At 29.7% G+C, this 17,570-nt stretch carries 14 protein-coding genes; 11 read left to right on the top strand and 3 right to left on the bottom strand.

Annotated features, from left to right (window positions below; genetic code table 11):
• The first annotated feature begins 159 nt into the window (after nucleotides 1-159).
• The 10 genes from F7018_RS17600 to F7018_RS17555 all read left to right on the top strand — a co-directional run bounded on the left by F7018_RS17600 (nucleotide 160) and on the right by F7018_RS17555 (nucleotide 12,912).
• Nucleotides 160-2,529 (top strand): TonB-dependent receptor, encoded by a 2,370-nt coding sequence (locus F7018_RS17600; RefSeq protein WP_150901419.1) that lies wholly within the window; start codon nucleotides 160-162, stop codon nucleotides 2,527-2,529.
• 4 nt (nucleotides 2,530-2,533) lie between these two features.
• Complete coding sequence (locus F7018_RS17595; RefSeq protein WP_150901418.1) at nucleotides 2,534-3,361, top strand: DUF4249 domain-containing protein; 828 nt, start codon at nucleotides 2,534-2,536, stop codon at nucleotides 3,359-3,361.
• A gap of 234 nt (nucleotides 3,362-3,595) precedes the next feature.
• Nucleotides 3,596-4,417, top strand: a complete 822-nt coding sequence (locus F7018_RS17590; protein ID WP_317132401.1) for a DUF6268 family outer membrane beta-barrel protein — start codon at nucleotides 3,596-3,598, stop codon at nucleotides 4,415-4,417.
• Between the two features lie 31 nt (nucleotides 4,418-4,448).
• Nucleotides 4,449-5,468, top strand: coding sequence for a sensor histidine kinase (locus F7018_RS17585; protein WP_150901416.1), 1,020 nt, complete (start codon nucleotides 4,449-4,451; stop codon nucleotides 5,466-5,468).
• Nucleotides 5,469-5,515: 47 nt separating this feature from the next.
• Nucleotides 5,516-6,217: a LytR/AlgR family response regulator transcription factor gene (locus tag F7018_RS17580; RefSeq protein WP_150901415.1), complete on the top strand. Its 702-nt coding sequence runs from the start codon at nucleotides 5,516-5,518 to the stop codon at nucleotides 6,215-6,217.
• Between the two features lie 102 nt (nucleotides 6,218-6,319).
• Entirely contained in the window at nucleotides 6,320-6,712 is a 393-nt protein-coding gene (locus F7018_RS17575; RefSeq protein ID WP_150901414.1) for a hypothetical protein, read from the top strand.
• A 100-nt stretch (nucleotides 6,713-6,812) separates the two neighbouring features.
• Nucleotides 6,813-7,268: a MarR family winged helix-turn-helix transcriptional regulator gene (locus tag F7018_RS17570; RefSeq protein ID WP_150901413.1), complete on the top strand. Its 456-nt coding sequence runs from the start codon at nucleotides 6,813-6,815 to the stop codon at nucleotides 7,266-7,268.
• Between the two features lie 10 nt (nucleotides 7,269-7,278).
• On the top strand, nucleotides 7,279-8,409 hold the full coding sequence (locus tag F7018_RS17565) for an efflux RND transporter periplasmic adaptor subunit (protein ID WP_150901412.1): 1,131 nt from the start codon (nucleotides 7,279-7,281) through the stop codon (nucleotides 8,407-8,409).
• Nucleotides 8,410-8,412: 3 nt separating this feature from the next.
• Nucleotides 8,413-11,574, top strand: a complete 3,162-nt coding sequence (locus F7018_RS17560; protein WP_150901411.1) for an efflux RND transporter permease subunit — start codon at nucleotides 8,413-8,415, stop codon at nucleotides 11,572-11,574.
• 12 nt (nucleotides 11,575-11,586) lie between these two features.
• Nucleotides 11,587-12,912: a TolC family protein gene (locus F7018_RS17555; RefSeq protein ID WP_150901410.1), complete on the top strand. Its 1,326-nt coding sequence runs from the start codon at nucleotides 11,587-11,589 to the stop codon at nucleotides 12,910-12,912.
• 47 nt (nucleotides 12,913-12,959) lie between these two features.
• Here the strand turns inward: F7018_RS17555 and F7018_RS17550 are convergent, their stop codons facing one another.
• Nucleotides 12,960-13,505, bottom strand: coding sequence for an acyl-CoA thioesterase (locus F7018_RS17550; RefSeq protein ID WP_150901409.1), 546 nt, complete (start codon nucleotides 13,503-13,505; stop codon nucleotides 12,960-12,962).
• Nucleotides 13,495-13,881: a 6-phosphogluconate dehydrogenase gene (locus F7018_RS17545; protein ID WP_150901408.1), complete on the bottom strand. Its 387-nt coding sequence runs from the start codon at nucleotides 13,879-13,881 to the stop codon at nucleotides 13,495-13,497. The genes F7018_RS17550 and F7018_RS17545 overlap by 11 nt, the downstream gene beginning before the upstream one ends.
• 115 nt (nucleotides 13,882-13,996) lie before the next feature.
• On the opposite strand from F7018_RS17545, the gene F7018_RS17540 reads away from it, so the two are divergent.
• Nucleotides 13,997-15,172, top strand: a complete 1,176-nt coding sequence (locus F7018_RS17540; protein WP_150901407.1) for a GlmU family protein — start codon at nucleotides 13,997-13,999, stop codon at nucleotides 15,170-15,172.
• Between the two features lie 34 nt (nucleotides 15,173-15,206).
• Here the strand turns inward: F7018_RS17540 and F7018_RS17535 are convergent, their stop codons facing one another.
• Nucleotides 15,207-17,543 (bottom strand): TonB-dependent receptor plug domain-containing protein, encoded by a 2,337-nt coding sequence (locus F7018_RS17535; protein WP_175578774.1) that lies wholly within the window; start codon nucleotides 17,541-17,543, stop codon nucleotides 15,207-15,209.
• Nucleotides 17,544-17,570: the final 27 nt, after the last annotated feature.

Raw genomic sequence — 17,570 nt, 5'->3', positions numbered from 1 at the left:
GAGGTTTAGTAATTCTAGTATTCTTAAAGAAAAGTTAATCTAAATCTTTTCACTCCTAAAACCAGTATTTCGCTCCAAAGCCAGTTATACGGGCAAATACAAACAATTTCTTCTCGTTATGTTTGATGATTTTAAACCAATAAAAACATTTAAACTTTTATGAAGAAATTCATTTTTTGTGTAATATTTTTTACATCTTTTTTAAGCTTTGCTCAAGAAAAAATAACAATCAGCGGAACGTTAAAATCTGAAACAAACGGAGAAACATTAACAGGAGCTACTGTTCTTTTAAAAGGAACCAATTTAGGGGTTTCAGCAAACGAATATGGTTTTTATTCGTTAACGGTTCCCAAAGGAAATTATACTTTGATAATTTCTTATTTAGGATTTACGACGGTTGAAAAAGAAGTATCACTAAATAGTAATTTAAAACTCAATTTTGAATTACAAGAAGATACTTCACAGTTAGACGAGGTTGTGATTAATTCGGAAGGGTTAAAGAAAACGAATATACGAACACCTCAAATGAGCGTTACAAAATTATCTACTAAAACAATTAAGCAGATCCCCGCTGTAATGGGAGAAGTAGATATTATTAAATCAATTCAGCTTTTACCAGGAGTAACAAATTCAGGAGAAGGAGCTTCAGGATTTAATGTGCGTGGTGGTGCAGAAGACCAAAATTTAGTGCTGTTAGATGAAGCAATTATTTACAATTCATCGCATTTATTTGGATTCTTTTCGGTGTTTAATAGTGATGCTATTAAGGATATAAAACTATACAAAGGTGGGATTCCAGCGCAGTTTGGAGGCCGTGTTTCTTCAGTGTTAGATATCCGTCAAAAAGAAGGGAATAGCAAGCGATTTGCGCTTACAGGAGGTATTGGAGCAATATCGAGTAGGTTAACAGCAGAGGGTCCTACATTTAAAGATAAAGGTTCGTTTTTGTTATCAGGTAGAGCATCATACGCACATTTATTTTTAAAACTGGCAAATAATAGTAATAGTGCTAGTTTTTACGATCTTAATTTTAAAACAAACTATAAGATTGATAGCAAGAATAGAATGTTTTTGTCAGGATATTTAGGGCAAGACGATTTTAGTTTAGCTAAGAGGTTTTCTAATTCATATGGAAACATTTCAGGAAACTTACGATGGAACCATATTTTTAATGATAAGTTATTTTCAAATTTATCAGTAATCTACAGTAGATATAATTATGCTTTGAAGCTTGATATGCAAGGCTTAGATTGGAAGTCGAATATTAATAACTATAATTTGAAATACGATGTTGGCTATTATGCGAGTGATAAAATGAAGTTCAATTTTGGGCTTAGCGGAATTTATTACCAATTTAATCCCGGAGAGTTAAATCCATTAAACGAAGCTTCTGGTATAAATTCTAGAAAATTAGATGATAAAAGTGCTTTTGAAGGCGGGGTTTATGCAAGTTTAGAGCATAAAATTACAGATAAGTTAACCACTATGTATGGATTACGTTATAGTACTTTTTATCGTTTAGGAGCCCAAACATTAAATGAGTATCAAAATGATTTGCCAGTAGTGTATAATTCAGAATTAGGTATTTATGAGCGAGCAGAAGCTATTGGAGAAATTAATTATTCAAGTGGAAAAACAATAGCCTCATTTGGTAATTTTGAACCAAGATTTGCCTTATCGTATCAACTAAATAATAAATCTTCGTTAAAAGCAAGTTATAACCGTACAGCACAATATTTACATTTAATATCCAATACAACTTCGGCAACACCTTTAGATGTATGGGCGCCAAGTGGTAAATTTTTAAAACCACAGTTAGCAGATCAATATGCTTTGGGGTATTTCAGGAATTTTAAAAATAATATGTACTCTATAGAAACAGAGGTGTATTATAAAACAGTAAATAACCGAGTAGATTATATCGATGGAGCAGATTTAATAGCGCAAAACAATATAGAACGTGAGATTTTAATTGGTGAAATGCGTTCTTACGGATTAGAAATGTTATTGAGAAAAAACCAAGGGAATTTTACAGGATGGCTATCATATACCTTGTCAAAAGCACAGCAAAGAGCACCTGGGAATGCTTCTGGTGGATTAGGAATTAATAATGGTAACTGGTATAACACAGCTTATGATAGAACTCATGATGTTTCGTTTACAGGAAACTATAAATTGAATGAAAAATGGAGCTTTGGATCTAATTTTATTTTTCAAACGGGTAGACCAGTAACATATCCTAATGGTCAATTTAATTATCAAGGATTATCCATACCTACGTATAGCGAAAGAAATGCAAGTAGATTACCTGCTTATCATCGATTAGATGTTTCTGCAACATTAACTCCAAGAAAAAACAAGAATAGGAAATGGAAAGGAGAATGGGTATTTAGTATTTATAATATTTATAATCGTAATAATGCGGCTTCCATAAGTTTTGGACAAAATGCTACAACAGGAGCTAATGAAGCTACGCAGACTACCATTTTTGGTATTATTCCTTCAGTGAGTTATAATTTTAAATTTTAAGAAAATGAAAAAGTTAATTATAAAATCAGTTGTAATCATTCTTATTATTAATTTGTTTTATGCTTGTACAGAAGTAGTAAATGTTAGTGTTCCAAATGGAGGAGAACGTTTGGTAATAGAAGCTTCTATTTTATGGGAAAAAGGAACATCGGGAGTAAATCAGACTATTAAATTGAGTACATCAACTGAATATTTTTCAAACGAACCCAATAAGCCAGTTTTAAATGCTCAAGTTCAAGTAACGAATACTAATACTGGAGAGGTCTTTACATTTACAAATCAAAATAATGGAAATTATACCATAGGAACATTTAATCCAGTATTGAATGACGAATACGAATTAGAAGTACTTTACGACGGAAAAACTTATAGAGCCACAGAAACATTAATTTCAGTTGTAGGTATTAAGAATATAGAACAAGAAGCAGTTCCATCGATAGGAGGAGATGATGAAATTAAATTAAAAGTATATTTTGATGATCCTAAAGATATCGCTAACTATTATCTTGGAGTATTTCAAGCATCAAATTTAGCAATTCCTGATTTAGAAACTTTAAAAGATGAATTTACAGATGGTAATCAGAATTTTATCGAATATGAAGATGAGGATTTAGTTAAAGGAGGAACAGTTACTTTAAGTCTTCAAGGAATTTCAAGACGATATTATAACTACATAGATTTATTAATAGAACAACTTGGGCAAGGAGGACCATTTCAAACCACACCAGCTCGCGTAAAAGGGAATTGTATTAATATAAATGATAGTAATGAAGAGGTGTTTGGATATTTCAGATTGAGTGAAACAGTCAATGATGTCTACACAATTAATTAAAAAATGATAAAATAAACCCGAAGATTAAGTTCTTCGGGTTTTTTGTAGATAAAAAATGATGGTTCATCTATTGAAAAATTAAGCCAGTATAATTTTTTTCATTATGCTGTATAGTAATTATAGGTTTGAGGCTTAATTTTTAAGTAGCCATCAATGAGAAAAGTAATAAACGCTGTGTTTTTTCTAAGTGTAATAGGATCTTGTTATAGTTAGCAGCAACCAGATTTATTTAGTATTGAGCATAAATACTCGCCAAGTAGTAAAGATTTCGATTTTAATAGTACAGAAATTCGTGCTAATATTCCAGTAAAAGTAGGAAAGGGATTTATAACCAATTCTATTGGACTTGATTATTCAGTACTGAATTATAATAAGAGTTATCCATTTGATACAAAAGAGATAGAAACTTTTTATAATCTATCATATGCATTGTCTTATAGTTACCCATTGAAAAAACAATGGCTTTTAACAGCAAGAGTAAATCCAACTATTTCTTCAAATCTTAAAGGAAGTTTAAGTTCAGAAGATTTATTACTAAATGGAGCTTTATTAGCAACAAAACGATGGGGGAATTTTAAGAAAGGAAGTGTTATGATTTTTGGGGTGGCCTATGCTACTTTATCAGGAAAACCGGGTGTGATTCCATTTATAAGTTTTAGACAAATATTAAATGAAAGATTTTCATATGGAATTGGTTTTCCTAGTACTTTTTTCAATTATAATTTAAATAAGAAAAATAGTTTTAGGATAGAAGCAAGACAGCAAGGTTTTTATTCGAATTTATCGGGAAGTAACAGTCCAATTTTTAATGGAGAAGAAGCTCAAAAAATTCAGTTTAGAAATTTCTTAGCAAATATTAGTTATAGCTATAAGTTTGCAAAAGGATGGAGAGCTACTGCTAATGCAGGTTATTCGTTTAGTAATACGTATTCTTTATTAGATGTAGACAAAGATGAATTATACGATTTTGATATAGATAACAGACCTTTCTTTTCAATAGGAGTTGCCTATGATTTATCAGAGTTGATAAAAAAGAGACGAAGTAAAAATAAATAGGTTAAATTTATCTAGATAATTTTTAAAAGAAATGGATAAAGCAAACAAACGCTTATTAATACATAGTTCTATATGGCTAACATTTATTTTGTTTGTAGGAACTCAACTTTATTTAGATAAAGGAAAAGTTCCATTGCCGTTTTTTGTAAGAATATCTTTAGGTGTTGTATTCTTTTATATCAATTATTTAGTTCTAGTTCCAAAGTTATTATTTAAAAAGAAGGTTTTCTTATATGCAATTACAGTATTGTTAGTAGTTTACCTAGGAGCTTTCATATATAGGTCTTTTAATTTTTCAAGTTATTTTGAATCATTACCGCAGAATATAAATTTAGAGGCTTATAAGAATTTTTCTATTAAGAGTTTTGCAATAAGTGTAATGTTTAATATTATTCTGGTAATTCTTGGAGCAGTAATTAAAACATATTTGGCTTGGACTAAAAATGAAACAGATAAAAAAGATATAGAGAGTCAGAAAAGAATAACTGAGTTAGAGGTTTTAAAATCTCAAATAAATCCACATTTTTTATTTAATTCATTAAATAGTATTTATTCCTTAACAGTAAAAAAAGCAGACGAAGCTCCTGAAGCAGTTATTATGTTATCAGAGTTAATGCGATATATGTTGTATCAGGCAAATGATGATTTTGTATTGTTAGAAAAGGAAATTAGCTACATAGAAAATTATGTTAACCTACAAAAGTTACGATTAATAGATAAAGAGGGAATTTCTTTAAATGTTTCAGGAGAAATTACCAATCAAAAAATACCACCATTATTGTTAATTTCATTTATTGAAAATGCTTTTAAGTACGGTATTGACCCAATAAAAAACTCAAAAATAATTGTAACTATTGATATAGATGATACTCTCTTTAAATTTGAGTGTGTAAACGTAAAGAATAGAAAACAAATAGATGATATAAATTCAGGTATAGGTTTAAAGAATACAAAAGAACGTTTAAAATTGTTGTATCCAAATAAGCATAAATTAGAAATTTCAGATAAGGATAATTTATACAAGGTAAGTTTGCAATTACGTATAGGTTAATAAAGAAAAATTTAAAGTTTGTGTAAAACTTAAAAGAAGTAAAATAGATGAGATGTATTATAGTTGATGACGAACCTTTAGCAGTAGATATTATTGAAACCTATGTTCAACGTGTTGGAAATATTGAAATTGTAGCTAAAACCAATAATTCTTTAGAGGCTTTATCTTTACTGCAAAAACACGATTTAGATTTGGTTTTTTTAGATATTGAAATGCCAAATTTAACAGGTTTAGAATTAGTGAAATCTATATCTAATTTGCCTCAGTTTATTTTTACTACAGCCTATCCTCAGTATGCTTTAGATGGTTTTGAATTGAATGCTACCGATTATTTAGTAAAACCAATACCGTTTCCAAGATTTATAAAAGCTATAACAAAGGCAAGAGAGCTTTATGAGTTAAAGCAAAGAAAAGATATTACGAATGAAACTCAAAACGATTTCATTTTTGTAAAATCTGAATATGAAAATGTAAAAATAGAAACTAAAAATATTATTTATATTGAGGGTTTAAAAGACTATATAAAGATAAAAACAATCGATTCAAGCTCATCCATACTTACCTTAATGAGTTTTAAAGCTATTTTAGAAAAACTATCTTCAGTAAAATTTTTTCGAATTCACCGTTCATATATTGTAAATATAGATTACGTGTCTTCACATCAAAAAAACAAACTTATTGTAAATAATGAGCGTCTACCAATAGGTGAAACATACAAGGCTGCTATTTTAAAAAGATTAGGAGTTTAAAACCAGTTTGTCTATACATTTTAAGAGTTGGTATAACAGATTCTTCTTTATTTATGCCTCTAAAATACTTTTGCTTGATAATTATGATAAATAACGAACAAGATGAAAGTATTAAAGAAAATAACGATTGTAATTGTATTGATGATTTCAACTATAGGTTTTAGTCAGTCGAAATTGGAAAAGTTTAAAGCAATTCCAGCAGAAGAAATGGCTAAAAAGAAAACAGATTTAATGAAGGATAAGTTAAGTCTGTCTGAAGAACAAACAAAAGAAATTTTTAGAATCAATTTAGATGCTTTTAAAGCAAGGAAGAAAGTTATAGAGAATTCATCAATGTTTAGTATTCGAAATAAAATGAAAGCAGTAGGGAAGGAAGAGTATTTAAAGTTAGAGGAAGTTTTATCAGGAATTCAATTAAAAAAATATAATTCAAAAATTAAAAAAGAATTGAAAGAAGCAATGAGTAATTGGATGGAGCAATGGAATAAAGAGTAGTATTTTTAAAGTTAACAATTTTAACAGAAAGTTAACTAGTTGCATATGCAACTAAATTAATCTTTTAATTTAACTTTGCGTCTAATAAAGGAACGGGAATATGGATTTAGAGAAAACACTAGCGCCTTGGTTAGGAAAGACAATGAAAATGATAGATAATCATATTCAAGATATGTTTTATGAAAGGAAAATAAATTTAACCAAAATACAATGGGTTCTTTTAAAAAAGTTAGAAGAAAAGAATGGAGTGCCACAACAGGAGCTAGCTTTTTTAACAGGTAGAGACAAGACCTCTTTGACTAGGCTGATAAATACTATGGAAAAGAAAAGTTTGGTAGCGAGAATCCCATCGAAATCGGATAGAAGAATAAATCATATTCATTTAACAAAAAAAGGTGAGCAGTTACTTAAAGAAACAATACCAATAATGGAAGACTTTGTAACATCCTTGCAAGAAAATATTTCAAAAAAAGAAATAACAGATACAATTAATGTAATAAAGAAAGTACAAGAAAATTTAATACAAATATCAGCTAAAAGTTGTAGTGACAACTAAAATATAAAACATGAGGAAAGTAATTATTGTAGTGGCAGGAATAGTGGTGTTAGGATTAGCATTTTTAATATCAAACTATTTAAAAAACAGTAAAAAAGTACCAGAACAAAAAGTAACAAAAGTAGAAAAAACTGTTTTTGTAAAAGAGGTAAAAAATGGAGATGTAGCGATTGATATTTCAGCAAATGGAAATTTAGTAGCTAAAAATAAAGTAGATATTTACTCTGAAGTACAAGGAGTTTTACAAACTACTGGAAAAGATTTTAGAGTAGGAGTATCTTATAAAAAAGGACAAACACTTTTAAAAATTAATAATCAAGAGTTTTATGCATCTATTCAATCTCAAAGAAGTTCGTTGCAAAATTTAATAGCTTCAATAATGCCAGACATGCGTTTAGACTACCCAGACTCATTTGAAAGCTGGAATACTTACTTGAAAAACTTTGATATTAATAAAACAGTACAACCACTTCCAATACCAAAGTCAGATAAAGAGAAGTATTTTATAACAGGAAGAAATATTTATACCACATTTTATACTATCAAAAATCTAGAAGCAAGATTAGGAAAGTACAACATTAGAGCTCCTTTTAATGGAGTTTTAACAGAGGCTTTGGTAACCAACGGAACTTTGGTAAGATCAGGACAAAAAATGGGAGAGTTCATTGATAATTCTGTATTTGAATTAGCATTATCGGTAAATGGAGGATTGGTAGATGTTTTAGAAGTAGGTAAGCTAGTAGCGTTACATAACTTAGAAAAAACAAAGGTTTGGAAAGGAAAAGTTTCTAGAATTAATGGAAAAATAGATCAAGCTTCACAAACAGTTCAAGTATTTATAGAAGTAAAAGGAAAGGATTTAAGAGAAGGAATGTACTTAGAAGCAAATGTACCTGTTAAATCAGAAAAAGAAGCGATAGAGATAAATAGAAAATTGTTAGTTGAAAATAAAGCAGTGTATGTGGTAAGGAATAATGTTTTAGACTTAATTGAAATTAACCCAGTTCACTTTAATGAAAATACAGTAGTGATAAAAGGGTTAGCAAATGGAGAAGAATTAGTGAATAAACCAGTTGCAGGGGCTTATGCAGGAATGCCAGTCAAAATATTTTCAGAAAATAAAAGCACAGCAAAAAAATAAGATATGAAAAAAGTAATAGCATATTTTATAAAATATCCCGTAGCAGTAAACATTATTATTATAGCTTTTGTGATATTAGGATTTTTTGGGTATTCAACACTAAAATCATCCTTCTTTCCATTGACAAATGCAAAATTTATTAATATTAATGTTGCATATCCAGGGGCTTCACCTCAAGAAATTGAAGAAGGAGTTGTTTTAAAAATAGAAGATAATTTAAAAGGATTAGTAGGAGTAGATAGAGTAACATCGACATCCTCAGAAAATGCAGCAACTATTTCAGTAGAAACTTTAAAAGGTTATGATATAAATGTAGTTTTAGCAGATGTTAAAAATGCAGTAGATAAAGTTCCAAACTTTCCAACAGGAATGGAACCAGCAGTGGTTGCTAAAATAGAGAACATAGCAGAAACCATAAGTTTTGTAGTTACCGGAGATGATATTTCGCTAAAATCATTAAAAAATATAGCCAGAGAAATAGAAAACGACATCAGAAGAATAGATGGAATTTCACAAATTTCAATTTCAGGATATCCAGAAGAAGAAATAGAAATAGCCGTAAGAGAAAATGATTTATTAGCATATGAATTAACATTTAATCAAGTAGCAAATGCAGTTTCTACAGCAAATATTTTAACAACAGGAGGATCTGTTAAAACAGATGCAGAAGAGTATTTAATACGTGCTAATAATAGGTCATACTACGGAGATGAACTAGATAATTTAGTAGTAAAAGCAGATGCTTCAGGAAGAATAATTAGATTAAAAGATGTTGCAACAGTAAGAGATATTTGGAATGAAACACCTAATAGAAATTTTTATAATGGAAATTTAGCTGTAAGAATGCAGGTGAGTAATACAAATAGTGAAGATTTACTTACGTCAGCAGAAAAAATAAACGAATACATTGAAAAGTTTAATGCAGAACATGATAATGTAAAAATAGAGGTAACAAGAGACTCTTCAATAACACTAAACCAGCGTACTGAATTATTATTCAAAAATGCATGGCAAGGAATGTTATTGGTAATGCTATTTTTATCATTATTTCTACGTCCTCGATTAGCTTTTTGGGTGGCAGCTGGATTGCCAGTAGCATTCTTCGGAATGTTTATGTTGGCAGGATATTTTAATATTACAATAAATGTATTATCACTATTTGGAATGATCATCGTAATTGGTATTCTGGTAGATGATGGAATTGTAATATCAGAAAATATTTACCATCATTATGAGAAAGGGAAAAATCCAATTAGAGCAGCAATAGATGGTACAATGGAAGTAGTGCCGCCAATTATATCAGCCATAAGTACTACCGTTTTAGCATTCTCATTATTTTTCTTTTTAGATGGAAATATAGGGGAGTTCTTTGGAGAAGTAGCAACAGTGGTAGCATTAACATTAATTCTTTCATTAGTAGAAGCGTTAATTATTTTACCAGCTCACGTAGCGCATTCAAAAGCACTAGATAGAAATCAAAAGTTATACAAATTTAATAAATACGCAGAAGAGTTAATGGATTTTATGCGTGATAAATTATATGCTCCTGCATTAAAATTTGTATTAGAAAATAAGTTTTTTGGTATAATAATCCCAATATCATTATTAGTATTAACAAAAGGAGCTTTTGAAGGAGGAATTATTAAAGGAACTTTTTTTCCATCTATAGCAAGTGATAGAGTTTCAGTTAACTTAACAATGCCACAAGGAACCAATGAGAAAATTACAGATAGTATCATATCGGTAATAGAAGCAAAAACTTGGGAGGTAGAAAAAGAATTTACTAAAAAGTACGGAGTAGAAGGTGAACCAGTAGTAGAAAATATTTTAAAACAAATAGGACCAGGTTCAGCTAAAGCATCTTTACGAATTAATTTATTGCCTGGAGAAACACGTTCTTTTAGTTCAAGAGAAATTACCAATGCAATTAGAGAAAGAGTAGGAGAAGTATATGGAGTAGAGACGCTAACCTTTGGTTCGGGAGGTAATTTTGGAGGAAGTCCAGTATCAGTTTCTTTATTAAGTAATAATATAACTGAGCTAAAAGCGGCTAAGACAGAGTTAAAAGAAGAGTTAAAAAAGAATCAAGATTTAAAAGATGTTACCGATAACGATCCGCAAGGGATTAAAGAAATTAAAATTCAATTAAAAGAGAATGCTTATTTATTAGGATTGAATTTGAACGAGGTAATGTCGCAAATAAGAAGTGGTTTTTTTGGTAGACAAGCACAGCGTTTTCAAAGAGGACAAGACGAAATAAAAGTGTGGGTTAGATATAATAAAGAAGAGCGATCGTCAATTAAAAATTTAGATGACATGCGAATCGTAACTCCTACAGGAAGTAGAATTCCACTTTCAGAAATAGCAAGTTATCAAATTGAAAGAGGTGAAATATCAATTAGTCACTTAGATGGACAAAGAGAAATAAAGGTAGAAGCAGATTTAAAAACCACTCAAGGAAGTGCTACAGATATCCTTACAGATATTCAAGAGAGAATAATGCCAGAGATTTCGGCAAAGTATCCATCAGTGACTGCTTTATATGAAGGACAAAATAGAGAAGCTTCAAAAGTATCTAGTTCAGCAAAAATAGTAGGGCCAGTAATTTTATTGTTAATCTATATTGTTATTGTATTTACGTTTAGATCATATGGGCAACCATTTATGCTATTAATTATGGTGCCATTTAGTTTAATAGGAGTTGCTTGGGGTCACTGGATTCATGGGTTTGCTGTAAATATTTTATCACTTTTGGGAATTATTGCTTTAATAGGAATTATGGTTAATGATGGACTTGTCCTCATTAGCAAATTCAATAGTTATCTAAAAGAAGGAATGGAATATGAAGATGCTTTGTTTGCAGCAGGTAAATCAAGATTTAGAGCAATATTTTTAACAACAATAACTACAGTAGCTGGATTAGCACCTTTAATTTTTGAAACAAGTAGGCAAGCTCAGTTCCTAATTCCAATGGCAATATCTATTGCTTATGGAATTGTGATAGCGACATTTTTAACACTTTTAACGCTACCAATATTATTGTCTATATCTAATTACTCAAAAGTATATACCAAGTGGTTATGGACAGGAAAAAAGCCAAAAAGAGAAGAAGTAGAAAGGGCTATTAAAGAATTAGAAGCAGAAAACGAAGAATTAGAAGAGTAAAAGAAAACAAGAATGAAAAAAATACATTTAATCATAGGGTGTTTATTCACTAGTATTTCTTTTTACGGACAAGAAGTATTAAGTAAGGAGAAGGCAGTAGAAATAACACTAGCGAATAATTACGATATTAGAGTAACAAAGAATAATTTAGAAACTGCTAAAAACAATAAAAGTATTTATAACAGTGGATACCTACCAACTGTTACTGGAAATGCCGGAGCTAATTATAGTAACAATAATTCTGAGCTTACGTTTCAAAATATACCGCCAGCAAATGTTAAAGGCATTATATCAAAGTCATACAATGCGTCAGTAGGGTTAAATTATACTATTTTCAATGGGTTTAATAGGCAAAATACTTTTAAACGATTAAAAGAAAATTATAATTTAACAGAGTTGCAAGCAAGACAAGTAATGGAAAATACGTTAACCACATTGTTTTTAGCGTATTATGAAGTAGGAAGATTAACAGAAAATGAAAAGACCCAAAAAGAAACATTAGAAATTTCAAAGAAGAGGTTAGAAAGAGCTAAATATAATTTTGATTATGGTCAGAATACTAAGTTAGAAGTATTGAATGCAGAAGTAGATGTTAATAATGATAGTATTACATATATAGATTTAAAACGTCAATTATCGAACGCAAAAAGAGATTTAAACGTGGTGTTGGGTAGAAGTGTAAATACTCCAGTAAAAGTAGATACCAATGTAACCTACGCAATTGATTTAAATTTGATAGATGTTTTACAAAAGGCTAAAACAAATAACGCAACTATATTACAGGCAAAAAAGAACATTGATTTAAGGCACTTAGATGTAAAAATTAATAGAGCAGGATGGATGCCCAACGTGAGTTTAACAAGTTCTTATGCTTGGAATAAAAATGATAATGGACTTGGAGGTAATCCAAATAATCCAATAACTAATACACAAACGGGGTTAAATGCTGGTTTAAGTTTGTCTTGGAATATTTTTGATGGAGGAAGAACTAAAACTAATGTTGCGAATGCAAAAATAGCTTTAGAAACACAAGAAATTCAAAAACAACAACAAGAGGAACAATTAGAGAGAGATGTGAATAATGCTTGGGAGACTTATCAAAATGCATTGTTTTCGTTACAAGCCCAAGAAAAAAATGTAACAACGAATAAACATAATTTTGAACGAACTAATGAGCGATACAAATTAGGACAAATTACCTCAATAGATTTCCGCCAAGCTCAAATTAATTTAATTAATGCAGAGTTAAGTGTAAGTAGGGCAAAATATACTGCTAAAAATGCAGAACTGCAGTTGTTGCAGTTAGCAGGAATGTTATTAGATAACAAGAATTTTTAAATTTATCTACAGATAAAAAAAAACCGAAGCTTTAAGCTTCGGTTTTTTTATAATTCTATTTTGATATTATATTTTTCTAAATCTTTTGCGTGCTCTTGTACCGAGAAGTTTTCACTATCAAATTCTTCGAGTCTATTTTTTCTAGTTTCATTTCTATGAATAGCCTCTAAAAATCTACGCATTTCATTATCGTTACTAATTATAATACCAGGTACTTTAGAGTTGCTTCCTTGCTCATTTTTAGCAACCATAGTAAAATAAGAAGAATTACAGTGTTTTACATTACCTGTTTGGATGTTTTGAGATTCTACACGAATTCCAACTACCATAGAGGTGTTTCCAACATAATTAATAGAAGCTCTCATGGTAACTAACTCGCCAACCTCAATAGGATTAATAAAATTAACTGTATCTACAGAGGCAGTCACACAATAAGTTCCAGAATGTTTTGAAGCACAAGCAAAGGCAATTTGATCCATTAGGTTCAAGATGTAACCACCATGAATTTTACCACTAAAATTTGCATGTGAAGGAAGCATTAGCTCAGAAATCGTAATGCAAGTATCTTCTATTTTTTTATAATTATTGTTCATTTTCTTTAGTAACTCCTCTAAAATGTGGAGAAGCTTCTTCTTCCACTTTAGTAATAAAATATTTAGTATCTCCTAACCAAAAGAAAGTTCCAAAACGTTCTTTATAAGTAACTTTTACATATCTACCTTGGTATTTTTTTAAATTATCAATAACAGCAGTTTCTTTATCTTCTACTGAAAAAGAGAATATTTGAGCACCAGAAATTCCTTGACTAATTTCTCCTTCCCAAGTTTTAACAAATACGCCTTTGTGACTAATTTTAATTAGTTCTCCAGATCGAACCCCTTCACTATAAGGAACGTAGTAGATAAATGCGTAGTAAATACCTGCAATTAATAAAATAACACCAATAATAAGGGCTAAAATCTTTTTCATTCTTTAAAAATTAAAAACCAATTAGGTTTTGTTACAACAAAAGTAATATTAAAATTTTAGACTTAAAAAATCAAAGGAAAGTAGTAAGTTTGTGTATCTACAAAAAGAAATAGAAATGAATTATATTTTATTTGATGGCGATGTGCGTACAGCATTATTACCATTTACATATACAAAACCAGTAGCCGATTTAAGAGTAGGTATTTTAACAATTAGAGAAAAGTGGGAGAAGTTCCTTGGTTTAACAACTACTACAATTACTGAAGAATATTTAGAAGAAAAATATCCAATGGTTGAGATGGAAGAGAATGTGTTGTTAAATGCGTCTTTTTTACCAAACAAATCATTGGTTGAGGTTGTAAAAGGGTTAAAAGAGAATCAAGCGGTTTTTAGAGGAGATGATGTTATTGCTTTTTATACAGCAGATACACAAGAAGAAGTAGATTTTTCTAAGTATGAACAAATAGAGTTTGAAGATGATATTATACAAATAAAAAATACGTGGGATATTTTTTCTTTAAATGATGCAGCAATTCGTGCCGATTTCGATTTAATTACAGAAGGAAGACAATCAGAACCTATCCCAGAAACGGTTAATTGCATTAATAGAGCTGATATCTTTGTAGAGAAAGGGGCTAAGTTAACTTATGCAGTTTTAAATGCTTCTACAGGGCCAATTTATATTGGTAAGGATGCAGAAGTAATGGAAGGAGTTGTAGTAAGAGGAGCTTTGGCTATGTGTGAAAAGTCAGTTTTAAAATTAGGAGCAAAGATTTATGGAGCTACTACATTAGGGCCTTATTGTAAAGTAGGAGGAGAGGTGAATAATTCTGTTTTAATGGGGTATTCGAATAAAGGACATGATGGATTCTTAGGAAATTCGGTTTTAGGAGAATGGTGTAATTTAGGAGCAGATACTAACAATTCAAACCTTAAAAATAATTATGCTGAGGTAAAATTATGGAACTATGAAACAGGTAGGTTTGCAAAAACAGGATTACAATTTTGTGGTTTAATGATGGGAGATCATTCTAAATGTGGAATAAATACAATGTTTAATACGGGAACTGTTATAGGAGTTTCAGCAAACATTTTTGGAAGTGGGTTTCCAAGAAATTTTGTGCCATCATTTAGTTGGGGAGGAGCTTCTGGATTTACAGAGTATAAAACAAATAAAGTATTTGAAGTAGCAGATGTGGTAATGAAAAGACGTAATATAGAATTTGATGATAAAGAGAAAAAAATTCTTGAACATGTTTTTGATGAAACTAAAAAATATAGAAATTATTAAAAATATAAACCTCGCTATTAAGTGAGGTTTTTTATTAAAAACTTATTCTAAGAACTAAATTAGGAGTGGTTCCTAACGACAGTTTATCAATTTTACCTAGCTGATACACTACTTGATTATTACTATTAACTACAGGTACCGCAGTAAAAGTTCTCCTTAAAATATTTTTTTGATTGTATATGTTCAAAATAGAAAAGCCTAGTTTAGCTTTCCATCTATCAGAAAAATTAAAAGAATAAGTAACAGAAGCGTCTAATCGATGATATTTCGGTAAACGTTTAGCATTTATATTATCAGTATCTAGTACAATAGTTGGGGATCCGGTATTTGGATTAATTCGAAATTCACGAACATCTGTAAAAGGGTTTCCTGTTCTATGTTTCCAACCTAAAGAAAGTTCAAAGTCATTAAAAGTAAAAGCATGAGACCAAGAAAAGTAATTGGTAATATCATGGTTTGCTGGAAAGAATTTATTTTCAAGATCTATAAATTTAAACTTGTTTTTAGTGTACGAGTAATTAATCCATGTTCTATAATTTCCAATTTTTTTGTTGATAAGAAAATCAATACCAAAAATTTCACCTTTTCCATTAGAAAAATCTGTAGTTTGATCATTATACCCTCTGGTTTGTGAAGTCATCCCACTAATATATTTTAGGTATGGTTCGAAATCAATTTTCCACCCATTTTTATTAAAAACTGTACCAGCTGAAAATTGAAAACTCTTTTGAAGAGGTATGTTACTGTCATTAACTTGAGCCCAAACTTGATTTTCTAAATCGAAACCTAAGCTAGATGTCTGAAATTCGATTATTTGACTTAGCGGTTGATGTTTTTGTTCTAAAGAAGTTTTAAAACTAAATTCGTCATTAATTTTCTTTTCTATATATATTCTAGGTTCAACTACTGTTTTATTAATTTTATCAAAGTGATTTATTCTTATTCCTGAATTGATTCTCCAATTATCATTGTCGTATAAATATTCAGTGAAAAAAGAGTGTGTATTATTTGTTCCTGAATCTTCTTGTAAAGAGTATATAACATTATTTGAGTTAATACTAGCAATATATTTTAATTCATATGAAGTTTCATTTGAAAGAAAATCATAACCAAAAAGAAAATTTGTTTTAGAGTTAGCCTTATAATTCATGCTATAAGAAAAACCTAAATCTCTCACAGAATTGGTTTTTATTGAATTACGAACAAGATAGTTGTTAATATAATTGTAGTTACCTGTATAGTTTAACTTAAAGTTAGAGTAAAAAGTTTTGAAATCATGAGTTAAGTTATCTGATAATTTTTTATTCCAAAGAAAGCTTAGACCTCTATTGGTTATATTTAAATCATCTAGATAATTGTCTTGATATAATGGAATTTTAAAGTTATTTATTAATTTGTTTTTTGTGTATAGAAAATTGAATGATAAAGATTCATTTTCAGAAGGTTTAACAGCCAGTTTAGCCGTGAAATCTGCAAAATAAAATCGGTTATCTCTTTCGAAAGGAACACTTTTGTTAATTATTCTTCTCTCATGATTGGCATCAAACGTTTGAAATACTCGTTTAGATAATTTATCAAAAGTAAAGGTGTTTACTACATCCGTAAAAGAGCGTCTAAAAGAGGTTGTTAAAGCTACTTTTTTAGAAAGAGGGATTTTTAGAAAAGCATCAAAGTGAGTCATGTTAAATCCAAAACCACCAGTTACTCTTGAAGGAATATTTTCTTGAGTTTTAATATCTATAACTCCAGAAATTCTATTTCCGTAGCGAGCTTGCGTTCCGCTTTTAGATAAGGTTATTTTTTTGGTAGTATAAGGGTTAAAGGCAGAAAGTGTACCAAAAAAATGCCCTGAATAATACATTTTTATACCATCCCAAAAAATCAAGTTCTGATCGGGAGTTCCTCCTCTTATATAAATGCCTGATGCAGTTTCATTAGGACTTTGAACTCCTGGGATAATCTTTAGGCTTTCTAAAACATCAGGTTCTGTTAAACCTGGTAAAACGCCTAGTTGTTGAGGTAAAATTGAAATAGAACCGTTTTTATTTTTATTAATACCTAGAGTTACATAATTACTTATTTGAACCTCTTTTAATAAATTATAATTATTAAAGGTAGACTCTTTTAAAACGGATATATAGTAGTATCTGTCATCAACTCGATTAAATTTTAAGGAGACTTGATTTTCTATTTCGTTAAGTAATTCTTCTAATAGGCAGTTCTTTTTGTTAAAAGTAAAATATACTTCTTTGGTTATGTTTGGATCAAAAGAAAACTTCACCTTATAATTAGATTCTACTTGTTTTATAACATCTAATATAGGCGTGTCTAAAAAAGCAATGTCTATTTTTTCTTGAGAAAAAATAGACATTGTCAAGCACATCAAAAGTATACTTAT

It is taken from the genome of Tenacibaculum aiptasiae (assembly GCF_008806755.1).
Taxonomy (GTDB): Bacteria; Bacteroidota; Bacteroidia; order Flavobacteriales; family Flavobacteriaceae; genus Polaribacter; species Polaribacter aiptasiae.
The sequence above is the reverse complement of the archived record's forward strand: the minus strand, read 5'-3'. Positions and strand labels throughout refer to the sequence as shown.